Annotated in this window: 19 protein-coding genes; 11 read left to right on the forward strand and 8 right to left on the reverse strand. The window is 70.2% G+C overall.

Annotation, left to right across the window (positions count from 1 at the left end; genetic code table 11):
- Nucleotides 1-89 precede the first annotated feature (89 nt).
- The 4 genes from atzF to KCH87_RS14960 all read right to left on the reverse strand — a co-directional run bounded on the left by atzF (nt 90) and on the right by KCH87_RS14960 (nt 6,884).
- Nucleotides 90-1,847 carry an allophanate hydrolase gene (atzF, locus tag KCH87_RS14945; RefSeq protein WP_247196211.1) on the reverse strand — a complete coding sequence of 586 codons (1,758 nt, stop codon included), beginning with the start codon at nt 1,845-1,847 and terminating at the stop codon, nt 90-92.
- Between the two features lie 101 nt (nt 1,848-1,948).
- Complete coding sequence (locus KCH87_RS14950; protein ID WP_210586552.1) at nt 1,949-5,449, reverse strand: 5-oxoprolinase/urea amidolyase family protein; 3,501 nt, start codon at nt 5,447-5,449, stop codon at nt 1,949-1,951.
- Nucleotides 5,446-6,051, reverse strand: a complete 606-nt coding sequence (locus KCH87_RS14955; RefSeq protein ID WP_210586553.1) for an urea amidolyase associated protein UAAP2 — start codon at nt 6,049-6,051, stop codon at nt 5,446-5,448. The genes KCH87_RS14950 and KCH87_RS14955 overlap by 4 nt, the downstream gene beginning before the upstream one ends.
- Nucleotides 6,048-6,884 carry an urea amidolyase associated protein UAAP1 gene (locus KCH87_RS14960; RefSeq protein WP_210586554.1) on the reverse strand — a complete coding sequence of 279 codons (837 nt, stop codon included), beginning with the start codon at nt 6,882-6,884 and terminating at the stop codon, nt 6,048-6,050. Before KCH87_RS14960 ends, KCH87_RS14955 begins: the two co-directional genes overlap by 4 nt.
- A gap of 164 nt (nt 6,885-7,048) precedes the next feature.
- Between KCH87_RS14960 and KCH87_RS14965 the strand changes: the two genes are divergently transcribed.
- The 6 genes from KCH87_RS14965 (at nt 7,049) to KCH87_RS14990 (ending at nt 12,564) form a co-directional block, all read left to right on the forward strand.
- Complete coding sequence (locus tag KCH87_RS14965; RefSeq protein ID WP_210586555.1) at nt 7,049-7,684, forward strand: TetR/AcrR family transcriptional regulator; 636 nt, start codon at nt 7,049-7,051, stop codon at nt 7,682-7,684.
- 314 nt (nt 7,685-7,998) lie between these two features.
- Entirely contained in the window at nt 7,999-9,621 is a 1,623-nt protein-coding gene (locus tag KCH87_RS14970) for an ATP-binding protein (RefSeq protein WP_210586556.1), read from the forward strand.
- A complete protein-coding gene (locus KCH87_RS14975) occupies nt 9,618-10,025 on the forward strand; it encodes a roadblock/LC7 domain-containing protein (protein ID WP_210586557.1) in 408 nt (135 codons plus the stop codon). The genes KCH87_RS14970 and KCH87_RS14975 overlap by 4 nt, the downstream gene beginning before the upstream one ends.
- Nucleotides 10,022-10,432 carry a DUF742 domain-containing protein gene (locus tag KCH87_RS14980; RefSeq protein ID WP_210586558.1) on the forward strand — a complete coding sequence of 137 codons (411 nt, stop codon included), beginning with the start codon at nt 10,022-10,024 and terminating at the stop codon, nt 10,430-10,432. Before KCH87_RS14975 ends, KCH87_RS14980 begins: the two co-directional genes overlap by 4 nt.
- Complete coding sequence (locus KCH87_RS14985; protein WP_210586559.1) at nt 10,413-11,033, forward strand: ATP/GTP-binding protein; 621 nt, start codon at nt 10,413-10,415, stop codon at nt 11,031-11,033. The genes KCH87_RS14980 and KCH87_RS14985 overlap by 20 nt, the downstream gene beginning before the upstream one ends.
- 52 nt (nt 11,034-11,085) lie before the next feature.
- Entirely contained in the window at nt 11,086-12,564 is a 1,479-nt protein-coding gene (locus tag KCH87_RS14990) for a cytochrome P450 (RefSeq protein ID WP_210586560.1), read from the forward strand.
- Between the two features lie 63 nt (nt 12,565-12,627).
- Here the strand turns inward: KCH87_RS14990 and KCH87_RS14995 are convergent, their stop codons facing one another.
- The gene (locus KCH87_RS14995; RefSeq protein WP_210586561.1) at nt 12,628-13,578 is read right to left on the reverse strand and encodes an RluA family pseudouridine synthase; all 951 of its coding nucleotides are present in this window, start codon (nt 13,576-13,578) and stop codon (nt 12,628-12,630) included.
- Between the two features lie 10 nt (nt 13,579-13,588).
- On the reverse strand, nt 13,589-15,112 hold the full coding sequence (locus tag KCH87_RS15000; RefSeq protein WP_210586562.1) for an APC family permease: 1,524 nt from the start codon (nt 15,110-15,112) through the stop codon (nt 13,589-13,591).
- Between the two features lie 222 nt (nt 15,113-15,334).
- On the opposite strand from KCH87_RS15000, the gene KCH87_RS15005 reads away from it, so the two are divergent.
- The 3 genes from KCH87_RS15005 (at nt 15,335) to KCH87_RS15015 (ending at nt 17,924) form a co-directional block, all read left to right on the forward strand.
- Nucleotides 15,335-15,955 (forward strand): PadR family transcriptional regulator, encoded by a 621-nt coding sequence (locus tag KCH87_RS15005; protein WP_210586563.1) that lies wholly within the window; start codon nt 15,335-15,337, stop codon nt 15,953-15,955.
- Between the two features lie 173 nt (nt 15,956-16,128).
- On the forward strand, nt 16,129-17,151 hold the full coding sequence (locus KCH87_RS15010; protein WP_308298833.1) for an ATP-binding cassette domain-containing protein: 1,023 nt from the start codon (nt 16,129-16,131) through the stop codon (nt 17,149-17,151).
- A complete protein-coding gene (locus KCH87_RS15015; RefSeq protein ID WP_210586564.1) occupies nt 17,148-17,924 on the forward strand; it encodes an ABC transporter permease in 777 nt (258 codons plus the stop codon). Before KCH87_RS15010 ends, KCH87_RS15015 begins: the two co-directional genes overlap by 4 nt.
- 84 nt (nt 17,925-18,008) lie before the next feature.
- On the opposite strand, the gene KCH87_RS15020 is transcribed toward KCH87_RS15015, so the two are convergent.
- Together KCH87_RS15020 and KCH87_RS15025 are read right to left on the reverse strand one after the other, a co-directional pair.
- The gene (locus KCH87_RS15020; protein WP_210586565.1) at nt 18,009-18,854 is read right to left on the reverse strand and encodes a siderophore-interacting protein; all 846 of its coding nucleotides are present in this window, start codon (nt 18,852-18,854) and stop codon (nt 18,009-18,011) included.
- A gap of 102 nt (nt 18,855-18,956) precedes the next feature.
- Nucleotides 18,957-19,862 (reverse strand): 5'-3' exonuclease, encoded by a 906-nt coding sequence (locus tag KCH87_RS15025; protein ID WP_210586666.1) that lies wholly within the window; start codon nt 19,860-19,862, stop codon nt 18,957-18,959.
- Nucleotides 19,863-20,104: 242 nt separating this feature from the next.
- Here KCH87_RS15025 and KCH87_RS15030 point away from each other — a divergent pair, with 242 nt between their 5' ends.
- The gene (locus KCH87_RS15030; protein ID WP_210586566.1) at nt 20,105-21,193 is read left to right on the forward strand and encodes a glycine betaine/L-proline ABC transporter ATP-binding protein; all 1,089 of its coding nucleotides are present in this window, start codon (nt 20,105-20,107) and stop codon (nt 21,191-21,193) included.
- Nucleotides 21,186-23,795 carry an ABC transporter permease/substrate binding protein gene (locus KCH87_RS15035; RefSeq protein ID WP_210586567.1) on the forward strand — a complete coding sequence of 870 codons (2,610 nt, stop codon included), beginning with the start codon at nt 21,186-21,188 and terminating at the stop codon, nt 23,793-23,795. The genes KCH87_RS15030 and KCH87_RS15035 overlap by 8 nt, the downstream gene beginning before the upstream one ends.
- Nucleotides 23,796-24,181: the final 386 nt, after the last annotated feature.

Here is a 24,181-nt window from a genome sequence, read left to right on the forward strand (position 1 = left end):
CGGAGGCGTCCTCCCTGAATCCCCGGGACCGACCGGGGTTCCCTGGTGAGCGGGCAGGGTGCTGCGGCCTCCGATGGTCGTGACCGTGGCTAAAGCGGTGGCTGCGTCGGGCGCTCCGCGGGGGCCGCACTGGGTTGTCGTTTGTCTGCCGGCCCGTCGGGGCTGGTCGCGCAGTTCCCCGCGCCCCTTCGGGGCGCGGTAGCGCCAGACGTGTTGAGATACGCGCGCCAGCCCCCGTACGACGTGATGTCGGCCGCGTCGGCCAGCGCTGCCGGCTCGCAGAGGAAACCGGGGACGCGGCTGCCGTCGGCCAGTTCGACGCTGCCCAGCGTCATCGGGCGGGGGAGGGCGGCCAGCAGGCGTCCCAGGCCCTCCGCCGGGAGGCGCCACACCTCGGCCTCGACGGCTGCGCCGCCCTCGCCGACGCGGACCAGGCCCGGCTTGGGCGGGGTGGTCGCCAGTGCGTACAGGCCGTAGACCGGGGCGGTCGTCGTCGTACGGTCCAACCGGGCGCCCAGAGCGAGGAGTTGCGGGTTGAGGGGCTGGCCCGACAGATGGGCGCCCACGACCGCGAGCCGGGTCTCAGGCTGGAGCAGTCCGGCGATCCGCGTCAGCCGTTCGTCGGTGAACGCCCCTCCGACCAGCATCACACCGAACGGCAGGCCGTTCACCTCGCCCGCCGGGACGGCCACCGCCGCCAGGCCGAAGAGGTTCGTGGAGTTGGTGAAGCGGCCCAGGCGGGCGTTGGCGCCCAGCGGATCGGCGGCGACCTCGGCGAGGGTGGGGTGGCCGGGTGTGGTGGGCAGCAACAGGGCGTCCGCGTCGGCGAGTTCGGTTTCGGCGTGTGCGCGCAGGGTGGCGAGCCGCTCCTGGTCCGCGTAGAGCTGGTGGGCCGGAATGTCGCGGGCGCGGGTGATGATGCCGGCGACGGTGGGATCGAGGCCGGCACCGCCTTCGGAGAGCAACTTGTCGACAAAGCTCCCCACGGCTGTGTAGCGCTCGGCGACGAAGGCACCCTCGTAGAGCATCGCGGCGGCCTCGGTGAAGGGGGTGAGGTCGAGCGTGCGCACCTCCGCGCCCGCCTCGGTGACCTGCCGTACGGCCGCCTCGTACGCGTCCGCCCAGCCCGGATCCAACTCGCCGAGCTGTTCCGGTGACGCGACCGCGATCCGCCAGGGGCCCGGTGCGCGCTGGGGGAGTTGCTGGTCCAGCGCGGTCAGGTACGACATGGCCTGCTCGGCTTCCGGGAGCGTCCGCGCGAACACCGTCACGCAGTCGAGCGAGGCGCAGGCCGGGACGACGCCCTCGGTCGGGACCAGGCCGCGGGTGGGCTTGAGGCCGACGATGCCGTTGAAGGCGGCCGGGACCCGGCCCGAGCCGGCGGTGTCCGTACCGAGCGCGAAGTCGACGATGCCGAGCGCCACCGCTGTGGCCGAACCGGAACTGGAACCGCCGCTGATCCTTGAGGGGTCGTGGGCATTGCGTACGGCACCGTAAGGGGAGCGCGTGCCGACGAGGCCGGTCGCGAACTGGTCGAGGTTTGTGGTGCCGAGGACGAGCGCGCCCGCGGCACGGAGACGGGCGACCACGGGTGCGTCGGCCTCGGGCCGGTAGGCGTACGACGGACAGCCCGCCGTGGTCGGCAACCCGGCCACGTCGATGTTGCCCTTGGCGGCGAACAGGCGGCCCGCGAGCGGAAGCCGCTCGCCGCGAGCCAGACGTTCATCGAGCGCGGCGGCCTCCGCCTCGACCTCCTCCCGACGCCGCAGTTCGATCCAGACCTCGGGTCGGTCCACGGCCTCGATACGGGCGTATGCGGCGCGGACACGGGACAGGATCGTCATCATTTCTTGTTCTCCTCAGGATGCAACGCCCCAAGGGGCGCGGGGAACTGCGCGACCAGCCACGACGGACCCGCAGGCGAGACACCGGCCCTCCAGCGAAGCGCTCATGCGGGCGCGAGGACGATCAGGGCCGTCCCCGCTTCCACGGTGTCCCCGGGCCGGACCAGGATCTCGGTCACCACGCCGCCGGCCGGCGCGTGCACCCTGGATTCCATCTTCATCGCCTCCAGGGAGAGCAGCGGCTGCCCGGCGGTCACCGTGTCTCCCGGCGAGACGGTCACCTGCCAGACCGACGCGGCGAACTCGGCCTCCACCAGCCGGCCACCCTCCGGCACGAGCACTTCGGCAGGCGGCGTCGCCATCGGTGCCTCCGCCCGAGTGAACTCGCCCGCCGCCTCCCACGCGTCCCGCTCCGCCGCGAAGGCGGCACCCTGCCGGGCCCGGAACGCGGCGATGGACCCGGCGTTCGCGGCGAGGAAGGCCTGGTACTCGGCGAGCGAGAACGTGCCCTCCTCGATGCGCGGCACGAAGCGCCCGGACTTGATGTCGGCGCGCAGCTCCAGCAGCTCCTCGGCATCCACCGGGTACCACTTGATCCGGTCGAAGAAGCGCAGCAGCCAGGGCGACCCCGGCTCGAACGCGCCGCGCTGCTGCCACCCCGACCACACCTGGGTCGTACGGCCCACGAACTGATAGCCGCCCGGGCCCTCCATGCCGTAGACGCACAGATACGCCCCGCCGATGCCGACCGAGTTCTCGGCCGTCCAGGTGCGTGCCGGGTTGTACTTGGTGGTGACCAACCGGTGCCGCGGGTCGAGCGGGGTCGCCACGGGCGCGCCCAAGTAGACGTCTCCCAGGCCGAGTACGAGGTACTCCGCGTCGAAGACCGTGCGGTACACGTCCGTCACCGAGTCGAGTCCGTTGACCCGGCGGATGAACTCGATGTTCCACGGACACCACGGCGCGTCGTCGCGCACGCCCGCCATGTAGCGGGCGATGGCCTCACGGGTCGCGGGGTCGTCCCAGGAGAGGGGCAGGTGGACGGTGCGGGAGGGGACGACGAGTTCGTCGGAGGGAGGGAGCGAGGAGACCGTCTCCCTTACGGCAGCGAGGAGTTCGTGCTGCGGCAGCCGTCGCGGGTCCGCCTGTATCTGAAGGGAGCGGATGCCCGGCGTGAGGTCCGTGACCCCGTCGAGGGACTCTGCGGCCACCGCCTCCATCAGCGCGTGGACACGCATACGCAGCGCCAGGTCCAGCTGCATCGGCCCGAACTCGACGAGCAGGTTGTCGTCGCCGCTGCGCCGGTACGTCACATCGCCGTCCCGCGCCAGCACCCCGCCGTCCACGATCGCGGCCCGGGACGCGCCGTCGACACCGACCGGCATGAACCGCACGGTGTCACCCGGCCGCAGCTGGCCCAGCTTCCACCGCTCCGCGCTCAGCACGGTCGCCGGGCACACGAACCCGCCGAGCGAGGGACCGTCCGGACCCAGCAGCACCGGCATGTCGCCGGTGTAGTCGACGGCGCCGACGGAGTACGGGGTGTCGTGGATGTTGGACGGGTGCAGGCCCGCCTCACCGCCGTCGGTGCGGGCCCAGCGGGGCTTCGGGCCGACCAGCCGGACGCCGGTCCGCGCCGAGTTGAAGTGGACCTTCCAGCCGGCCGCGTAGAAGTCCCGGATGTCGTCCTCGGTGAAGAACTCCGGTGCGGCGTGCGGGCCTTCGACGGCGCCGATGTGCCACTCGGCGTCGAAGACGGGGCGGTCTGCGCGGGGTGTGGGGATGCCTTCCGCGACCGTCCCCCCGTGCAGTACATCCCCCGTTCGCAGCGCCCGCCCCCCGTGACCGCCGAACCGGCCCAGCGTGAAGGTGCTCGCGCTGCCCAGGAACGCGGGCACGTCCAGACCGCCCGCGAACAGCACATACGTCCGCAGCCCGTGCTCCGTGGGCGCCCCGGTCTCCAGTACGGCCCCCGCGGGCACCGTCACCGGCTCCCACTGTGCGACCGGCGCACCGTCGACGGTCACCGGCGCGGGGGCGCCCGTCACGCACACGGTCGTCGGCTGTGTGAACCTCAACGCCGGGCCCTGGAGGGTGCATTCGAGCCCGGGCGCGCCCTCGGAGTTGCCCAGCGCCCGGTTGCCCAGCCGGAAGGACAGGTCGTCCATCGGGCCGCACGGCGGCACGCCGACCTGCCAGTAGCCGGTGCGGCCCGGCCAGTCCTGCACGGTGGTGAGCGTCCCGCCGGAGACGACCTCGATGCGCGGCATCGGGTCACTCACCCGCGCGAGGGTGGCCGTCGAGTGCGTGGCCGCAGCGAACTCCCGGTCCGTGAGCGCCGCCCGCACCAGCCCCAGGTTCGTCTCGATGCCGTCGACCCGCGTGCGGGCCAGCGCCGCGTCGAGCCGCCGCAGGGCGTGCTCCCGGTCCGGTCCGTACGCGATGACCTTCGCGAGCAGCGGATCGTACGACGTGGTCACCTCGGTGCCCGTCTCCACCCAGCCGTCGACCCGCACGCCCGGCGGGAACTCGACCCGGGTCAACAGGCCCGCGCTGGGCCGGTGTTCCCGACTCGGATCCTCCGCGTACAGGCGTGCCTCGACGGCGTGCCCGCGCGGCGCGCCGGGGTCGCGCACGACGTCCGTCTCGCCGCGGGCCAGCCGTAGCATCCAGGCGACCAGATCGACGCCGTAGATCTCCTCGGTGACCGGGTGCTCGACCTGGAGGCGCGTGTTGACCTCCAGGAAGTAGGCCTCTTCGCGGGCGGCGTCGTAGACGAACTCGACGGTTCCGGCGGAGCGGTAGTCGACCGAAGCGCACAAGTCGCGTGCGGATGAGGCGAGTTGACCCCGCACGTGGTCCGGCAGCCCGGGTGCGGGCGCCTCCTCCAGCACCTTCTGGTTGCGCCGCTGGAGGGAGCAGTCCCGGTCGCCGAAGGTGACGACCTTTCCCGTCCCGTCGCCGAAGACCTGTACCTCGACATGGCGGGCCTGCTCGACGAGCCGTTCGAGGAAGACACCTGCGGAGGAGAAGGATGCGGCGGCGACGCGCTGCACCCGTTCCCAGGCCTCGGTCAGTTCATCGGCTGAGCGACATGCCGACATGCCGATACCGCCGCCCCCGCCGGTCGCCTTGAGCATGACGGGAAAGCCGATCGCCCGGGCCGCTTCCAGGGCCTCCGCGACCGAGCCCAGCAGTCCTGTTCCCGGCGCCAGCGGCACCCCGGCCGCCTCGGCGGCCGCCCGTGCCGTGTGCTTCGCGCCGAACAGCTCCAGTTGCTCCGGCGTCGGGCCCACGAACACGATCCCGGCCTCCTCGCAGCGCCGCGCGAACGCCGCGTCCTCGGACAGGAAGCCGTACCCGGGGTGGATCGCGTCCGCGCCGGTGTCCTTGGCGGCCTTCAGCACCAGGTCCGCGTCGAGGTACGACTCCTTCGCGGGCGCCGGGCCCAGCCGTACCGCCGCGTCCGCCAGCCGGACGTGGGGTGCGGAGCGGTCGGCGTCGGAGTACACGGCGACCGTGCGCAGGCCGAGTTCACGAGCGGTACGGATGATCCGTACGGCGATCTCGCCGCGGTTGGCGACGAGCAGCGTGTCGAAGGTCATGCGGGCGTCCCGATCGTCATCTCCACCGCCGTCGGCTCGAAGCCGTTGCAAGGGTTGTTGATCTGCGGGCAGTTGGAGACGAGGACCAGCACGTCGCGTTCGGCGCGGAGGGTGAGGGAGAGGCCGGGTGCCGAGATGCCGTCGACGATGCCGAGCGTGCCGTCCTTCTCGACCGGCACGTTCATGTACCAGTTGATGTTGGAGACCAGGTCCCGCTTGCCCAGCCCGTACTTCGAGCCCTCCGCGAGGAAGTTGTCCACGCACGCGTGCTGCGACCACGTGTGGTGGCCGTACCGGAGGGTGTTGGACTCCTTGGAGCAGGCGCCGCCGACCGTGTCGTGGCGGCCGACGTCGTCGGCGACCACGGTCATCAGCGGGGTGTGCTCGTTGGACATGAGCACACTGCCGGCGGTGAGGAAGAGGTTCCCCTGCGCGTGGATCGTGTCGGGCGCGCTGTAGCGGACCGATGTGTCGTGGGCGTCGTACACCAGGAAGTCGACGGCCTGATTGCCGTGCAGGTCGGTGATGGTCAGGGTCTCGCCGGTGCGGACGACGGACGACCAGGCCGCGCGGGCCGGAACGACGGTCGTGCTCGTGCTCATACGAGCCCCCTCGCGGCAAGGAGTTCGGCGGTGTTCAGGAAGGCCCGGCGGCCCTCGGGGGAGGCGTCCCACAGCGGGTTGTCGGGCCTGGTCGGCTCGGCTCGCCAGGCGAGGACCTCCAGCGGGGTGCTGACGTAGTCGTCCCGCGGATCGACCGGGTGGGGCACATTGGCGATCAGCACCGTGACGTCCTGCTCGGCGCGCAGCGTCACACTGCCGCCCGGTCCTGCCGAACCGGTGAACTCGAGGGCGCCGTCCTCGCGTACCTCGACGCCCTGGAAGAAGGAGAGCGACGGCGGCAGGTCGCGCGGTTCGAGGCCGTTCTTGGCGGCGGCCAGCTTGAGGAGTTCACGTCCGGCCGGTGAGCCGGACTGCGGGGCGCCGTCGCCGTACCGCTCGGTGTTCCGTACGAGGGTGGAGGTGCCGCACAGCGCATCGTGCCGCCCTGAGGTGTCGGCGACGAGGGAGGCGAGGACCCGGCCCTGGTCGGAGAGGAGCAGCAGGCCCTCGCCGAGGTAGGCGTTCCACTGGACCTTGACCGTGTCGGCGACGTTCAGCCGCTCCCAGGGCCGGTCGGCGGCGTACAGCAGCAGATGCGCGCAGGCGTCGCCGCGCAGGTCGGTCAGTCGCAGCTCGGTGCCGCGGGCCAGTACCCGGTGGGTGTAGTTGCCGCCCGCCACCGTCTCCGCCCACACCAGGTGGCCCGCCTCGCAGGGCGGCTCCGGCCAGGTGCCGGCCGGGACGACGGGCATGGTCTCGGTCTGCGCGCCCTCCTGGGCGCGCGCATGCGCACGGGCTCCGTAAGTGGTCGCTGTCGCCTTCCCCGCTGTCATCGCGGACCTCCGGCTCGGGTGTCTGTGTTCCTGTCGCCTGACATTTCTGTCGCTTGACAGAAATTAGGCACCGGGCGCGTCACTGGCATTGCCCGGCTGTTGCCGCCTGGTTACCCATTCCTCACGGAGATCACGACCTGCGGCGATGTGCGAGGATCGATCGCATGGGCACGAGCAGGGGTCGACGCGTCGGCAGACCGCGGGCCGCGCAGCGGCCCGACAGCGGGCTCGAACCGCGGGACGAACTGCTCGCCGCCGCCGCCGAGTTGTTCACCACGCGCGGCTATGCGGCCACCACCACGCGGGCCGTCGCCGAGCGCGCGGGCATGCGGCAGGCGTCCATGTACCACTACGTCTCCGGCAAGGAGGAACTGCTCGCCGCGCTCCTGGAGTCCACGGTCACCCCGTCGCTGGCCTACGCGCGTGAACTGCTGGCCGGTTCCGCCGAGGACCCGACCCGGGCCGAGGACCGGCTCTGGGAGCTGTGCCGCGCCGACGTGGAACTGCTGTGCAGTGGCCCGCACAATCTCGGTGGCCTGTATCTGCTGCCCGAGGTGCGCGCCGAGCGGTTCGCCGGCTTTCACGCCGTGCGCGCCGAACTCAAGGACGCCTACCGGCAGTTGCTTGCCGCCACGGCCGCCGGTGGCGCGCTCGCCAAGAGCGAGCTGGAGCTGCGGACGGATCTGCTGTTCGGGCTGATCGAGGGCGTCATCCTGGTCCACCGCTCCGAGCCCGAGCGTCCCGTCTCGGTGTTCGCCGAGGCCACGGCGGATGCGGCGCTGCGGATCGCCGGAGTCTGAGCGCCGCCGGCGGAGGACGATCTTCACCCGTCACGGTGAGTGTTCCTCGCACGCCCGTACGCCGTCACGCGCCGTGTTCGAATGCTCTCCGAGCGTGCAAATGGGGCCGAGAATACTCGCGTCCTGTGCCCGGTTTCAGGTGCTTGCTGAATATGACACGGCGATGATCCGGTCGGACTAAGCTCGCCCGCAGCGCACCGAGTTGGCACATATTCGTGCGCTTGTTCCCAAACATGCAAAAAATCCCGACAGTTCCATGACGTACCCACTGCAAGCTCCCCCGATACCCCGCCGATTCATTTCAGAGGGCCTACATGGTGAGTGTCCAAGCTCCTCCCGCCTCTCCGCCCCGCCGACGTGAACTCCCGTACGCGCGCGTGCTGTTGCTGCCCGCCATACTGATGGCCGCGGCGACCGGAGCCGCCGTCGCCCTGGTGACGGGGCCGGCCCGGCTCGCCGTCGGCCTGTGCGGTGCCGTCGCCACGCTGCTGGTGATCGCGACGGCAGCCGAAGCGGTGCGCCGCGGCCGTACCCTGCGGGACCTGCGGGCGGAGTACGCCCGTCACAGCGCGTATCTGGAACGGCGGCTCGCCGCCCGCGACGAGGAGATGTACCGCCTCGCGCAGGAGATCGTGCCCGCCGCCATCTACCGGCTGCGCGTCGGCAATTCCCCCTACGAGGTGATTCGCGACCTCGGTCTCATCGACCCGTCCTACCGCGAACTCCACGAATCCCAGGTGCTGTTGGTCAGGTCGATGCTCGAACTGGTCGACTTCGAGGAGACCCTGCGCGACTCCGCACAGCGTTCCTTCGTCAGCATCGCCCGTCGCGTCCAGGCCATCGTCCACCAGCAGAACAACGAACTGCGGGAGATGGAGGAGGACCACGGGCGCAACCCCGAGGTCTTCGACGACCTGCTCCGCATCGACCACGGCACCGCGCTGATCGGCCGGCTCGCCGACTCCATCTCCGTCCTCGGCGGCGGCCGGCCCGGACGTCAGTGGCCCGAGCCCGTACCGCTGTACAGCGTGCTGCGCGGCGCCATGTCCCGGATCCTGGAGTACCGGCGCATCTCGCTGGACGTCATCGCCAAGGTCAACATCCGCGGCATCTCCATCGAGCCGGTCATCCACGCCGCCGCCGAACTCCTCGACAACGCCACCCGCTACTCGCCGCCCAACACCAAGGTGCACGTCAACGCCGTCGAGGTGCAGACCGGCGTCGCCATCGAGATCGAGGACGCCGGCGTCAGCCTCAGCGAGGAGGCCCGCGCCCGGGTCGAGGGCATGCTGGAACGCGCCAAGGCCAGCGCCGACCTCCAGGACCTCGGCGAGAGCCCGCGCCTCGGCCTCGCCGTCGTCGGCCGGCTCTGCGCGCGGTACGACATGCAGGTCTCGCTGCGTACCTCGGCGTACGGCGGTGTGCGCGCCATCCTGGTCGTGCCGCGCGTGATGATCACCGAGGAGCCCGCCTCCGCCTACGCACACGGCATCGGCGCGGCCGCGGTACCCAAGCCCGAACTCGGCGCGCTCGAAGGACCCAAGCGCAAGGAGAAGCGGCGCCGTCCCACCAGCCCCAAGATCCCCGCGTCGGTCTCCATGGAGGAGGACGTCCCGGAGGTCACCGAGTGGACCGCCCAGGGCCTGCCCCAGCGCCGCAGCCGGGTCAAGATCCCGCTCAGCCAGCGCCTCGCCGAGCAGGCCGCCTTCGAGCGCGCCGAGCAGGCCGCGCGGGAGGCCGGAGGGGCTCGGCAGTCCCCCTGGACGGCGGCGCCCGAGCCGGAGCCCGAGCCGGAAGAGAAGGACGAGCCCGTACCCGGCCAGTGGGTCGAGGCGTTCTGGAACGGACTCAAGCGCGACCCGGACCCCACCGCACCCAGCCAGCCGACCAACGAGCCGGCCCACGCCCCGGCCGACGACGAGGGAGACCTCAAGTGATCCAAGCGCGAGCCAACTTCGACTGGATGCTCAAGGATCTCGCCGACGGCGTACCGGGCATCGAGATGATCGTGGTGCTCTCCGCCGACGGCCTGCGCATCGCCCGCCACGGCGGCGACCCGGACGCGGCCGACCGCGTCGCCGCGGCCTGCGCGGGCCTACAGAGCCTGGCGGGCGCGGTCGCCCACGAGATCCCCGGCAGCGACGGCAATATGAAGATGGTCCTCATCGAGATCAACGGCGGCTACTTCTATCTGATGGCCGCAGGGCCCAACGCCTATCTCGCGGTGCTCTCCGACATCATCGCCGAGCCCGGCCTGATGAGTAACCGCATGGCCGATCTCGTCGTCCGCATCGGCGCCCATCTCACCAGTCCGCCCAGGCGCAACGGGCAGACCGTATGACTCCTCCGCAACGCCGGCGGCGATTCCCCAAGGCCGAACCACCACCTCCGCCGCCGCGCCCCGAGGGCGGCGGCCAGAAGGTCGTGAAGAAGGTCGAGCGGCTGTACGTGATCTCCGGCGAGGACGGTGCCCGCGCCCCCCTCGACCTGGTCACGTTAATCGTGGCGTGCGCCGATCCGCCGGCCTCCGCGACACCCGAGCAGACGGCGCTGCTCCGGCTGTGTGCCGCCCCCCTGTCCGTGGCCGAGCTCTCGGCCTATCTCAACCTGCCGTTCAGCGTGATGACGGTGCTGCTCACCGAGTTGCTGGCGGCCGACCTGGCACAGGCGCGCGCCCCGATCGTGCGGCAGTCGATCGCCGACCGTTCCCTCCTCGAAGCGGTGATGCATGGACTTCAAAAGCTCTGACACGATCCCGGGCCCACGCACCGAGGACCACCTGCCGCACACGGCCCAGGCCGCGGTGAAGATCGTGATCGTCGGCGGGTTCGGTGTCGGCAAGACGACCATGGTCGGTTCGGTCAGCGAGATCAGGCCGCTGACCACCGAGGAGACCATGACGCAGGCCGGCATCGGCGTCGACGACAACTACGGCTCCGAGACCAAGACCGCCACCACCGTGGCGATGGACTTCGGCCGTATCAGCATCACGGACCAGCTCGTGCTGTACCTCTTCGGCACCCCCGGCCAGGAACGCTTCTGGTTTCTGTGGAACGGCCTGTTCGAAGGAGCGCTGGGCGCCGTCGTGCTCATCGACACCCGCCGGCTCGAAACCAGCTTCGACGTCATAGGGCGTCTGGAGGAGCGCGGCGTGCCCTTCATCGTCGCCGTCAACTCCTTCCCGGACGCGCCCCGTTACCCCCTGGCGGACCTGCGCGCCGCGCTCGACCTGCCTGCGGAGATCCCCATCGTGGAGTGCGACGCACGCCGCCGGGCCTCCAGCCGGGACACCCTCATGACCCTGATGCGCTTCCTGCACTCGCTCGCGATGACGGGCGCGCTCACCTGACCGCCGTATCCGCCGTTCCCCAGACATCGGAACCCTTTTCGGAGCGACCCCTGTGACGCCTGAATCCCACTCCCTGGCCGGCCCGCACGACCCGATGACCGGCCCGCCCCCGGGCTGCCCCGCACACGGCGCCGGCCCCGGGGGAATGCACCGGCTCTACGGTCCCGAGGCGACGGACCTGGGTGCCCTGTACGAGCAACTCCGCGACGAACACGGCACGGTGGCCCCCGTGCTGCTCCACGACGACGTGCCGATGTGGGTGGTCCTCGGTCACACCGAGAACCTGCACATGGTGCGCACCCCCTCGCAGTTCTGCCGGGACAGCCGTACCTGGACCCCGCTCGTGGAGGGCATGGTCAAGCCCGACCACCCGCTCATGCCGCACATCGCCTGGCAGCCCATCTGCTCCCACGCCGAGGGCGACGAGCACCAGCGGTTGCGCAGCGCGGTCACCGGCGCCATCTCGACCATCGACCACCGCGGCATCCGCCGGCAGATCAACCGCTACACCCAGCGCCTGGTCAACGAGTTCTGCCAGAAGGGCAAGGCCGACCTGGTCAGCCAGTTCTCCGAGCACCTGCCGATGGCCGTGATGTGCGAGGTCTTCGGCATGGCCGAGGAGTACGACGACCGCATGGTGCAGGCCGCCCGCGACGCGCTCAAGGGCACCGAGACCGCGATCGCCAGCCACGGCTACGTCATGGACGCCCTGAGCCGGCTCACCACCGCCCGCCGTGCCCGGCCGCTGGACGACTTCGCCAGCCACCTCATCACCCACCCGGCGCGGCTGACGGACGACGAGGTCAGGGAGCATCTGCGCCTGGTGCTCTTCGCCGCCTACGAGGCCACGGTCAACCTCCTGTCCAACGCGCTGCGGATGGTGATCACCGACCCGCGCTTCCTCGCCCAGCTCAACGGCGGCCAGATGACCGTGCCCGAGGCGGTCGAGCAGTCCCTGTGGGACGAACCGCCCTTCAGCACGGTCTTCGCCTACTTCGCCAAGCACGACACGGAGTTGGGCGGCAAGCGCATCCGCAAGGGCGACGGGCTGCTCTTCGCCCCGGCACCGGGCAACGTCGACCCGCGCGTACGCCCCGACCTGTCCGCCCACATGCAGGGCAACCGCTCGCACCTCGCGTTCGGCGGCGGCCCGCACGAGTGCCCCGGCCAGGACCTCGGCCGCGCCATCGCCGACGTCGGCGTCGACGCGCTGCTGATGCGGCTGCCGGACGTCCAACTCGCCTGCGAGGAGGACGAGTTGCGCTGGGCGGAGTCGATCGCCTCCCGCCACCTGGTCGAACTGCCGGTCCGCTTCGCACCGAAGCCACAGCAGGACGTGATGCAGAAGCCGAGCCACGCCCCGGCCCCACAACAGCGCGCCGACAGCTGGCAGATCGGCACGGCCCAGCCCCAAGCCCAGCCGACACCGCCCCCCGCCGTCCCCATCGTCCCCACCGAACCGCCGACCCCCGAACCGCCTCGTCGCCCGAGCGCGTGGCGCCGCTTCTTGCAGTGGTGGCGCGGCTACTAGCGCCCCGAAGGGGCGCGGGGAACTGCGCGACCAGCCCCCACCGGCCCGCAGCGAGCGAACCGCTCAGCACCCCACCCACGCGTCGTACGAGTCCCACGCCTCCAGCGCCCGCCCGCTACGGAAGACATGCTCGACCCCCGTGACCGGATCGGTGAACTCCAATGCCCGTGCCAGCAGTTGGAGCGGGCGCCGGAAGTCGCCGGCCGGCACGGGGGCGGTCACCTCCGGGTAGAGCGGATCGCCGAGGATCGGCACCCCGAGCGTGCTCATGTGGACGCGCAGCTGATGGGTCTGCCCGGTACTCGGTGTGAGCCGGTACCGGCCCAGCCCGTCCGCACGCCGCTCGACCAGCTCGACGCGGCTGACGGCGTTCACCTCGCCGTCGACCTCCCGGGCGGCCGGCACCCCGCGCTCCTTCAGGATCCGGCTGCGCACGGTCCGGGGCAGGGCGAGCCCGGCATCGTACGGGGCCACGGCCTCGTACTCCTTGCGCACCCGCTTGTCGCGGAACAGCCCTTGGTAGGCGCCGCGCTCCTCCGGCCGCACCAGGAACAGGACGATCCCCGCGGTGAGCCGGTCGAGCCGGTGTGCGGCGCCCAGCGACTCGACGCCCAGCTCCCGCCGCAGCCGCGCGAGCGCGGTCTCGGTGATATGGCTGCCGCGCGGTGTGGTGGCCAGGAAGTGCGGCTTGTCGACGACCACGATGTGCTCGTCCCGGTACACGACGTCCAACGGGAACGGCACCCGCACCTCGGCCGGCAGCTCCCGGTGGAACCACACGAACATCCCCGGTACATAGGGCGCGTCCGGCGCCACGGCCCGCCCGTCGGCCCCCACGATCAGCCCGTCGCCGAACATCCCGTCGACGACCCCGGACCCCGCCCCCGAAAGCCGCTCCACGAGATGCTCGCGCACCGTGGCCCACGGTCCCCCGACGGGCAGCCGCACCCGCGCCGCATCCACCCCGTCACGCTGCGGCAGGGGGGAGGACGGGATCCGGGTCTTGCGTCTCACCCGGTCAAGCCTACGAGACCGCCGCTGCCGTACGGCTCTTGTAGACCCGGTACGCGGCACCCACCACCACGGTCACCGCGAGGAACAGCACCGTGAACCACTGGAAGTACCAGTGCCCGCCCGCCGGGTCGTACACCGCGGCCCGCGGCCACGCCAGGTTGACCGTCATGAACAGGCCGTACGCCAGCGCGAGGGCGTTGACCGGGACGCCCCAGCGGCCGAGGGAGAACAGGGGGGTGCCCTTCTCGTCGGTGCCGCCGGCGGTGAAGTCGCCGCGGAGCCGGCGGACCAGCAGCGGGCCGGTGACCATCGCGTAGGCGAGGTACAGCATCACGATGCAGGTGGTGCCGATGGCCAGGAACGCCTCGGGGGAGCCGAAGTTGAGCAGCAGCAGGGCGGCCGCGAGGACGCCGACCACCAGGGCGGGCGCGACGGGCATGCCGGTGCGCGGGTTGACCTTCGCGAGGCGTGCGGCGAAGGGCAGCTGGCCGTCGCGGGCCATCGAGAACAGCATGCGGCAGGCGGCCGTCTGGATGGCCAGGGTCGCCACGGTGATCGCCACCACCACGTCGACGAGCAGGGCTCGCCCGACGCCGTCGCCCAGGCTGCTGGTGAGGACGTAACTCAGGCCCTCGACGCCGAGCCGGCCGTCGGTGAGGCTGGGCGCGGCCAGCAGTCCGCCGAGGATGATCAGGCCGCCGAGCAGGCCCGCCGAACCGAGCGCGGTGAGGATCGTACGGGGCGCGGTGCGCCGAGGATTACGCGTCTCCTCGCTCATCTCGCCCGCGCTGTCGAAACCGATCATCACGTACGCCGCCGCGAACGAGCCCACCAGCAGCGCCCCCACCAGACCCGACTCGGCGGCGGTCCCGGTCTCGAAGGTGATGCTCGGGGAGCGCTCGGAGTGGGTGAGCAGCAGGACGATGATGAGGACGGCGCCGATGATCTCGGCGGTGACGCCGACGCGGTTGACCAGGGACAGCACACGGTTGTCGAGGACGTTCACGAAGGTCGTCAGGACCAGCAGGATCACGCCGAGAAGCGCCGCGTTGGCCGCGCCGCTCGCCGAGGTGGGCGCCGGGTCGTCGCCGATCAGCTGGAAGCCGGACCAGATCGCGGGCAGGACCACCTGGAGGGCGAGCGCCGCCGCGGCGACGACCACGATCTGCCCGATCACCATGATCCAGCCGGCGAACCAGCCGAAGGTGAGGTTCGACAGACGCGACGACCACTGGAAGATCGCGCCCGAGATGGGATACCGCGCGGCCAGCTCCGCGAAGCAGGCGGCCACCAGCAGTTGCCCGAGCAGCACCGCCGGCCAGGCCCAGAAGAAGACGGGGCCGCCGAACGCGTACCCGAAGGCGAAGAACTGGAAGACGGTCGTCAGTACGGAGATGAAGGAGAACCCGGCCGCGAACGAGGCGTACTCGCCGAGGCTGCGGTGCAGTTCCTGGCGGTAGCCGAACTCGGTGAGAGAGCGGTCGTCGGATGACTCCGGCGGGTCCGGGCGTACGTCGGAGGGGGCGGTGGTCACGGGGCGGCACCTGCCTTGGGCGCGGAAGCGGCGGGGATTCCTGTCGGATGACAGAAATTAGGGAGGGCCTGTTTCGGGTGCGTCACTTAGGCATGTCCACGGCGAACCCAAATACTCACGCCCTTGCCGTGCGCGCCAAATCGCGATACATCGTGTGTGTTGACGCCGTGTGCCCTCTCGCGATATGTTCGGCCACGGATATTCGGAAGCGAGGTGGTGGCCATGGCGAGGACGCGCCGCAAGCTCAGCAACCCGTTGGCGCTCGCCGTCATGACGACCCTCTGGCAGAAGCCGATGCATCCGTACGAGATCGCCCAGACCCTGCGCAGTCAGGGCAAGGACGCCAGTACGAAAACCAACTACGGCTCGCTCTACACGGTCGTACAGAACCTCGAGAAGCACGGCTTCGTCGAGGTGACCGGTGTGGAACGCCAGGGCAACCGCCCCGAGCGCACGGTGTACGGGCTCACCGAGGCCGGGCGTGAGGAGATGGCGGAGTGGCTGTCCGACCTGCTGGCCATCCCGGCCAAGGAGTTTCCGATCTTCGAGACGGCGCTCTCGCTGATGTCGGCGCTGCCTCCCGACGAGGTGGTGCGGCTGCTGGAGATGCGACTGAGCTCGCTGGAGGTGCAGGTGGCGAGTGGCCGGGGCGCGCTCGAGAAGCTCTACGAGACGTTGCCGAGGCTCTTTCTCGTCGAGGTCGAGTACCAACTGCACATCGTCGAGGCGCAGGCCCAATGGGTCCGTGGCTTCCTCGACGAGGTCAGAAAGGGCTCGCTGCCCGGCGTCGAAGGGTGGCGGCGGTACCACGAAACGGGGGAGCTGCCACCGGAGTTCACGTAAGGACGTAACGAAAAGGACCCCGGCCGGGCTGTTGCAGCAGCCCCGCCAGGGTCACGAACCCCGAACCGACTCCGCCGTGCAGCGCAGCCAGGCCATCGAGGTGCGGCACACCCAGGATAGCCCGGCGCTCTTCACGCGGATCAGTTGTCATCCGCTCATTCAGGAGAGCTGTCGTGAGTAGTAGTAGTAGTAGTACGCGTGCGCCCGCAGTGCGGGTGCACGAGCTGATCAAGACCTACCCCGGTGATGTCACCGCCCTGCGCGGCATGGACCTCACCGTCGAGCCCGGCACCGTCTTCGGCCTCCTCGGGCCCAACGGCGCCGGCAAGTCCACCACCGTCAAGATCCTCACCACCCTTGCCCGCCCCGACTCGGGCACGGCCATCGTCGCCGGCCACGACGTGCTGCGCCACCCCGACCGGGTGCGCCGCGCGATCGGTGTGGTCGCCCAGAGCTCCGGCACCGACCCGGTCGCCACCGGCCGTGAGAACCTCCAACTCCAGGGCAGGCTCTACGGCTTGAAAGGCGCCGCCCTGAACCGTCGCGTGGACGAGCTGCTGGACCGCTTCAAGCTCGCCGACGCCGCCCGCCGCCCGGTCAAGGGCTACTCCGGAGGTATGCAACGCCGCCTCGATGTCGCCCTCGGCCTGGTGCACCGACCCGAGGTGCTCTTCCTCGACGAGCCCACCACCGGGCTCGACCCGGAGGCCCGCACCGCGATGTGGGACGAGATCGCCCGCCTCGCCGGCGACGAGGGCCTGACCATCCTGCTCACCACCCACTACCTCGAAGAGGCCGACCGGCTCGCCGAGCGCATCGCGATCGTCGACCGCGGCCGGGTCGTCGTGGAGGGCACCCCGCACTCCCTCAAGGGCGAACTCCGCGGCGACGCCGTCCACTTGGAACTGCGCACACCGGTCGGCGAAGCCGGTCGTACGCTGCTGGAGACCGGCCTCGGCGGGCTGCCGGGCGTGCACGAGGTGCTGGTCGACGGCCACCGGATCAGCGTCCGCGCCGACGACGGGGCGGCGGCGATGCCCGCACTGCTGGGAGCACTTGAACGAGCCGGGGTCGGTGTCGCCGCCGCGACGGTCGCGCGTCCCTCCCTCGACGACGTCTATCTGCGGTACGCGGGCCGCCGCTACTCCGAGGCCGACGGCACCGGTGACCTTCTCGTGGCCGGAGGTGTGCGATGAGCACGGCGGTATCCCAGACCTGGTACATGACCCAGCGTCAGCTGATGGTGTTCGCCCGCCAGCCCGCGTACGCGATCATCACTCTCATCCAGCCGGTGATCTGGCTGTTCCTGTTCGGCAGCCTCTTCAAGAAGGTCGTCGAACTGGGCGGCTTCGGCACCACCTCGTACCTCGACTACCTGGTGCCGGGCGTGGTCGTGATGAGCGCGCTCAGCTCCAACCTGTGGGCGGGCATGGGCACGCTGGAGGAGATCCAGCGCGGCACCCTCGACCGCTTCCTGACCACGCCGATCAGCCGGGCCGCGCTGATGAACGGGAACGTCGTCAACAACGGCCTGGTCACCGCCCTTCAGTCGGTCATCATCGTGCTCCTCGGCCTGCTGGGCGGCGCCGACTACCCGGGCGGCATCGGCGGCATCGCGGTGCTGATCCTCGCCTCCGTGCTGCTGGGCACGGTCTTCGGGGCGCTGTCCAACGCACTCGGCATGCTGGTGCGGCAGCGAGAGTCGATCATCGGCATCAACACCTTCCTGCTGCTGCCGTTGACCTTCCTGTCCAGCGCGTTCATGGCGCCCGCCCAGATGCCCGGCTGGATGCGGCACATCGCCGACTTCAACCCGGTCAACTGGGCGATGGTCGCGGGCCGTTCGGCGATGTCCGACTCACCCGACTGGGGTGACGTACTCAGCCGCGGCGGGGCGCTGCTGGCGCTCGCGGTCGCGGCGGTGTGGCTGTCGATCCGGACGTTCCGGTCCTACCAGCGGTCGGTGTGACGGCCTTCTGGTTCGACGAGCGGTCGGTCTGAGACCAGAAAAGGCGGCCCGCGCTCTCAACGCGCGGGCCGCCTCTCTACGTTGTCACGCCGCGGGCGACGCGCCCTCCTGCTCCGCCTCGATGCGTGCGTTCCACTCCCGCTTGGACGCCTGCCACCCGTCCTCGTTGTGACCGAGCCGCCAGTAGCCGGAGATCGAGAGGTCCTCGCGCGCGATCTCCCGCTCGACCCGCAGAAGGGCCCGCAGCTCTTTCACGAAGGCCGCCTCGCCGTGGACGAAGGCGTGCACCCGGCCCTCCGGGAACTCCAGTGCGCGGACCGCCTCCACCAGTGCCTCGCCGACGGGCCGGGCGCCGCGGTGCACCCAGACGACCTCGACGTCCGAGTCGATCTTCTGCTCCTCCTCGGGGCCGGAAACCTCCACGAAGGCATGGGCGCGGGCGCCGGCCGGCAGCGCCTCCAGGGAGCGGGCGATCGCGGGCAGTGCGCTCTCGTCGCCCACGAGCAGATGCCAGTCGGCCGTGGTGTCGGGGGCGTAGGCGCCGCCCGGGCCCATGAACCGCACGGTCTCGCCGGGCTGCACGCGCACGGCCCAGGGGCCCGCGAGGCCCTCGTCGCCATGGATCACGAAGTCCAGCGACATCTCGCGGTGTTCGGCGTCCCAGTGGCGCACGGTGTAGGTCCGGGTCACCGGCCACTGCTCGCGCGGGAACTCCTCGCGGATGCGCTGCATGTCGAAGGGCTCGGGGTAGGTCACACCCTCGGCCGGGAACAGGATCTTGACGTAGTGGTCGGTGCAGGTGTCCGCCGCGAACTCGGCCAGTCCGTCGCCGCCGAGCACCACGCGCTGCATGTGTGGGGTGAGCCGTTCGGTGCGGACGACCTGCGCGGCATGGGGCTTACGCGGCTTGCGGTCCGGACGCTCTGCCATGACGACCTCCGTGCTCCATTGCTTAGGCTTACCTAAGTTAGCATCTTCCCCCAGTTAACACCCCGCTCATGATGTTTTGATGAGCGCACGCCCCCGGAATCGTCACGTCCCCAGCGTCGTGAGCAGCCGCTGGAGTGAACCGCCCAGCCCCCAGCGCACCGCCAGCGCGTCCAGCGCCGCCGCGTCGCGCGGTGTGCGCGGCACGGCCGTGTCGACATCCGGCAGCGGGACGTCGTCCGCGACCTTCACCACCGTCGGCGCGACGGCGACGTACGGCCGCGACTCGTCGAGCCGTTTGCGCTGGGACGGGGTGAGCCTGGCCTTCGGGTCGTCGACCGCGGCCATGATCCCGGCCAGGTCCCCGAACTCGGCGAGCAGCTTGGCGGCCGTCTTCTCGCCGATGCCGGGCACACCGGGCAGACCGTCGCTCGGGTCCCCGCGCAGCGTCGCCAGATCCGCGTACCCCCTGCCGTCGACGCCGTACTTCTCGCGCAGCCACGCCTCGTCGGTGAGCTGGAGCGTGCCGACGCCCTTGAGCGGATACAGCACGCGCACCCCGCGCGCGTCGTCCACCAGCTGGTACAGGTCGCGGTCGCCGGTGACGATGTCGACCGGGCCGGTGGCACGGGCGGTGAACGTGCCGATCACGTCGTCCGCCTCGTACCCCTCGACGCCCACGCGCGCGATGCCGAGCGCGTCCAGGACGTCCTCGATGACCGGCACCTGCGGCGACAGCGTGTCGGGCACCTCCTCCTCGTCCGGGCCGGCCTCGCGCTCCTCGGCCACCCGGTGCGCTTTGTAGGAGGGGATCAGATCGACCCGCCACTGCGGCCGCCAGTCGGCGTCCATGCAGGCCACCAGGGCGTCCGGGTGGTGGTCCCTGACCAGGCGGTCGATGAACTCCAGCAGTCCGCGCACGGCGTTCACCGGCGTGCCGTCCGGCGCCTTCACGGAGTCCGGGACGCCGAAATAGGCGCGAAAGTAGAGCGAGGCGGTGTCGAGGAGCATCAGTCGTCCCATCACGCCTCGCAATCATGCCGTACGGCTGTGACAGTCACCCGGATGCGTCACCCGGATGCCGTGCTCATTGCGTTCACGGCGCGTAAGTAAAGGCCGTGTGAACTGAACCACTCGGGCGTTTGTCCTGCTGAAGCGGGGGCAGGCGCCGCCACTGAGCGACGCCGGTTGCGCATTTCAACGATTGCGTCCGTGCCGCGCCCATTTCCTGGCCGCCGAGCATAGAGGTACGAGTGTCATCAAGGCTTGAGGCAGAGCAGTTGTACAAGGTGTTCGGCAGACGACCGGACGACGCAGTCGAGCGGCTCCGGAAGGGGGCCGACCGGGACGAACTGCGGGCCGACGGCACCACCGCCGCCGTGATCGACGCGTCCTTCACCGTGGAACCCGGTCAGATATTCGTCGTGATGGGCCTGTCCGGGTCCGGCAAGTCCACGTTGCTGCGCATGCTCAACGGGCTCCTGGAGCCGACTGCGGGACAGGTCCGGTTCGACGGACAGGACCTGACCGCTCTCGGCGCCCGGGAACTGCGTGAGGTCCGCGCGAACAAGATCAGCATGGTGTTCCAGCACTTCGCGCTCTTCCCGCACCGCAGCGTCCTCGAGAACGCCGCCTACGGACTCGCCGTCCAGGGCGTCCCGCGCGCCGAGCGGGAGAAGCGCGCCACCGAGGCGCTGGAGATGTGCGGCCTGGCCGGCTGGGAGAAGTCCTGGCCCGACGAGCTGTCCGGCGGTATGCAGCAGCGCGTGGGCCTGGCCCGCGCCCTGGCCACCGACGCCGATCTGCTCCTGATGGACGAGTCGTTCAGCGCGCTCGACCCGCTGATCCGCCGTGACATGCAGGACCAGCTCCTGACGCTCCAGCAGCGCCTGAAGAAGACCATCGTGTTCATCACCCACGACCTCAACGAGGCCATGCGACTGGGCGACCGCATCGCCGTCATGCGTGACGGCAGCATCGTCCAGATCGGCACCGCCGAGGACATCCTCGTGCGCCCCGCCGACGACTACGTCGCCTCGTTCACCAAGGACGTCGACCGCTCCCGCGTGCTGACCGCGTCCTCCGTCATGGACACGGACCTGCGCGGCGACGAGGCCGACTGCGACTGCGCGACCGCGACGCCCGCCACCCCGTTCAACGAACTGTGCGCGCTCAGCGCCCGCCTCTCCCACCCCGTGGCCGTGCTCGACGGCAAGCGGAAGCTGGTCGGTGTCGTCCCACGACAGCGGCTCGTCGGCTTCCTCGGTGACGAGACGGGGGCCCCGGCGCCGTGCGACTCCCCGCGGGACAAGGGCGGAGAGAAGGTGACGGCCGGTGCCTAGGATCGAGTTCGGCTCCTGGGTCAACGACGCGGTCGACTGGCTCACCACCCACCTGGGATGGCTCTTCGACTTCCTGGAGGAGGTGTTCCGCGGCGCCTACGACGGCGTCGACGCCGTCCTTCAGGCGCCCGAACCGCTGCTCCTCGCAGGCATCTTCGCGGTGATCGCCTTCTGGCTGCGCGGCACGGTCGCGGGTGTCCTCACCTTCGCGGGATTCGCCTTCATCATCTCCCTCGAACTGTGGGAGAACGCGATGATGACGCTGTCGCTCGTCTTCGTCGCCACGGTCATCGCGCTCGTCCTCTCGGTCCCGGTGGGCATCTGGGCGGCGCGCTCGAACCGGGTCAGCGCGGTCGTACGGCCCGCCCTGGACCTCATGCAGACGCTGCCGGCGATGGTCTATCTCATCCCGGCGATCCTCTTCTTCGGCAGCGGCGCCGCCGCGGGCATCGTCGCGACGCTGATCTTCGCGCTTGCTCCCGGCGTGCGCATGACCGAGCTGGGCATCCGTCAGGTCGACAAGGAACTGGTCGAGGCGGCCGAGGCGTTCGGCACCACCCCGCGCGACACCCTGCTGCGCGTCCAGTTCCCGCTGGCGCTGCCCACGGTCATGGCCGGCGTCAACCAGGTCATCATGCTCGGCCTGTCCATGGCAGCCATCGCCGGCATGGTCGGCGCCGACGGTCTCGGCGGCGACGTGAACGAGGCCATCGGCCAGCTCAATGTAGGCCTGGGCGCCGAGGCCGGCATCGCCATCGTGATCCTCGCGATCTACCTCGACCGTATGACCAGCGCGCTCGGCACCCAGGTGTCGCCGCTCGGCCGCCGCGCCGCCGCCCGGCTGCGTGCCGCGCAGGGCCTGAAGATCTGGTCGTACCGTCCCCGCCCGGCCGTCGCCATGGTCGGCGTCGTCGTCCTCGCGCTCGTCGCGGGCGGCATGGGCGTCTTCGGCGGAGACAAGAGCGAACCGGTCGCCGCCGACACGAACATCGGTCAGGGCAAGAAGATCAGCATCGGCTACATCCCCTGGGACGAGGGCGTCGCCTCCACGTATCTCTGGAAGGAGATCCTGGAGCAGCGCGGCTACGAGGTGGAGACCAAGCAGTTCGAGGCCGGACCGCTCTACACCTCGCTCGCCCAGGGCGACGTCGACTTCGAGACGGACTCCTGGCTGCCGGTCACGCACGAGCAGTACTGGAAGAAGTACGGCAAGCAGCTCGAAGACCTCGGCTCCTGGTACGGGCCGACCTCCCTGGAGCTGAGCGTGCCCGCCTACATGAAGGACATCAACACCCTCGACGACCTCAAGGGCAAGGCGTCCGAGTTCGGCGGCAAGATCACCGGCATCGAGTCCAGCGCCGGCATGATGAGCCTGCTCAAGAGCAAGGTCCTGGGGGAGTACGGCCTCGACAAGGAGTACAAGGTCGTCGACAGCTCCACGCCGGCGATGCTGGCCCAGCTCAAGCGGGCCTACGCCAAGCAGGAGCCGATCGTCGTCACGCTCTGGTCGCCGCACTGGGCGTACAGCGACTACAAGCTGAAGAAGCTGAAGGACCCGAAGGAAGCTTGGGGCTCGGGCGACGGCGTGCACACCCTCGCGCGCAAGGGCTTCTCCAAGGACAACCCCGTCGTCGGTGAGTGGCTGAAGAACTTCAAGCTGACCGAGGACCAGCTCACCAGCCTGGAATCGGAGATCAACAAGGCCGGCCAGGGCAAGCAGCAGGAAGCCGTACGCACCTGGCTGAAGGCCAACCCGGGTGTCGTCGACAAGCTGGCCCCGGTGCAGAGCACCACGACCCCGGCCGAGGCCGAGCGCCCCGTGGACGTGGCCTGGTTCCCCTGGGACGAGGACGTGGCCGTCACCTACCTCTGGAAGAACGTCCTGGAGCGGCGCGGCTACAAGCTGAACCTCAAGCAGATGGACGTCGGCCCGGTCTACACCGGCCTTGCCTCGGGCGACCTCGATCTCAACTTCGACGCGTGGCTGCCGTACGCCCAGTCCCAGTACTGGGAGAAGAGCAAGGACAAACTCCGCGACCTGGGCACCTGGTACGAGCCAACCTCACTGGAGGTCGCCGTGCCCAGTTATGTGAAGGGCATCGACTCCCTGGAGGACCTCAAGGGCAAGGCCGACACCTTCGACGGGAAGATCATCGGCATCGAGCCGGGCACCGGCGAGATGAACCTCCTCAAGACCAAGGTGCTGCCCGGGTACGGCCTCGACAAGGAGTACGACGTCGTCGACGGCTCCACGCCGGCGATGCTGGCCGAGCTCAAGCGGGCCTATGCCAAGCAGGAACCGATCGCCGTCGTCCTGTGGTCGCCGCACTGGGCCTACAGCGAGTACAAGCTGACCAAGCTCGCCGACCCGGACAAGTACTTCGGCGAGGGCAACACGATCCGCACCATCTCCAACAAGGAGTTCCCCGAGCAGTACCCGCAGCTCACGAAGTGGATCAAGAACTTCAAGATGAGCGAGGCCGAGCTCGGCTCCCTGGAGCAGGAGATCAAGGACCGCGGCCAGGGCCACGAGGAGGAGGCCGTCGCCGCTTGGCTCAAGGAGCACCCGGACATGGTGAACCGGATGACCCCGGCCGCGTAGCCACCGACCCGGCGGGCGTACGGGCCACCTGACAGGCCCGTACGCCCGCCGCCGCATGTCCTCCCTACGGTAAGGATTCGGACAACCACATAGCGCTACGCCACCACCCGAGCCAGGGAACACACGGCACTGCGCGCGCATTGAACTGAACAGCACCCCCTTCGTGCTGATCGAGGGTCAGGGCGCCGTCCCCGATCCGGACGGTCACCCGGCCCTTCTGGTCAGCCCCTTCGTCCCTAAGGAGGAATCCGCGCCCGGAGAAGCCGGAGAGCTGATCTACTGGCGAGAACTGTGGGGTCGTCCGGCACGCTGTGTGTCGGGGATGTGACAGGCGCATAAAACGGTTTGGCGAACATGCGTAGGGTGCAGAGAACTCATCAGAAGGA

This window comes from Streptomyces sp. GESEQ-35, assembly GCF_017948485.1.
GTDB lineage: Bacteria > Actinomycetota > Actinomycetes > Streptomycetales > Streptomycetaceae > Streptomyces.

Excerpts from the sequence above, each read along its gene's own strand:
- KCH87_RS15025 (WP_210586666.1), bottom strand. The coding sequence starts at position 19,862 with ATGCTCCTCGACACCGCCTCGCTCTACTTTCGCGCCTATTTCGGCGTC.
- KCH87_RS14965 (WP_210586555.1), top strand. The coding sequence starts at position 7,049 with ATGGGCACGAGCAGGGGTCGACGCGTCGGCAGACCGCGGGCCGCGCAG.
- KCH87_RS14970 (WP_210586556.1), top strand. The coding sequence starts at position 7,999 with ATGGTGAGTGTCCAAGCTCCTCCCGCCTCTCCGCCCCGCCGACGTGAA.
- KCH87_RS14985 (WP_210586559.1), top strand. The coding sequence starts at position 10,413 with ATGGACTTCAAAAGCTCTGACACGATCCCGGGCCCACGCACCGAGGAC.
- KCH87_RS14980 (WP_210586558.1), top strand. The coding sequence starts at position 10,022 with ATGACTCCTCCGCAACGCCGGCGGCGATTCCCCAAGGCCGAACCACCA.
- KCH87_RS15015 (WP_210586564.1), top strand. The coding sequence starts at position 17,148 with ATGAGCACGGCGGTATCCCAGACCTGGTACATGACCCAGCGTCAGCTG.
- KCH87_RS14950 (WP_210586552.1), bottom strand. The coding sequence starts at position 5,449 with ATGACCTTCGACACGCTGCTCGTCGCCAACCGCGGCGAGATCGCCGTA.
- KCH87_RS15005 (WP_210586563.1), top strand. The coding sequence starts at position 15,335 with ATGGCGAGGACGCGCCGCAAGCTCAGCAACCCGTTGGCGCTCGCCGTC.
- KCH87_RS15020 (WP_210586565.1), bottom strand. The coding sequence starts at position 18,854 with ATGGCAGAGCGTCCGGACCGCAAGCCGCGTAAGCCCCATGCCGCGCAG.
- atzF (WP_247196211.1), bottom strand. The coding sequence starts at position 1,847 with ATGATGACGATCCTGTCCCGTGTCCGCGCCGCATACGCCCGTATCGAG.
- KCH87_RS14955 (WP_210586553.1), bottom strand. The coding sequence starts at position 6,051 with ATGAGCACGAGCACGACCGTCGTTCCGGCCCGCGCGGCCTGGTCGTCC.
- KCH87_RS14960 (WP_210586554.1), bottom strand. The coding sequence starts at position 6,884 with ATGACAGCGGGGAAGGCGACAGCGACCACTTACGGAGCCCGTGCGCAT.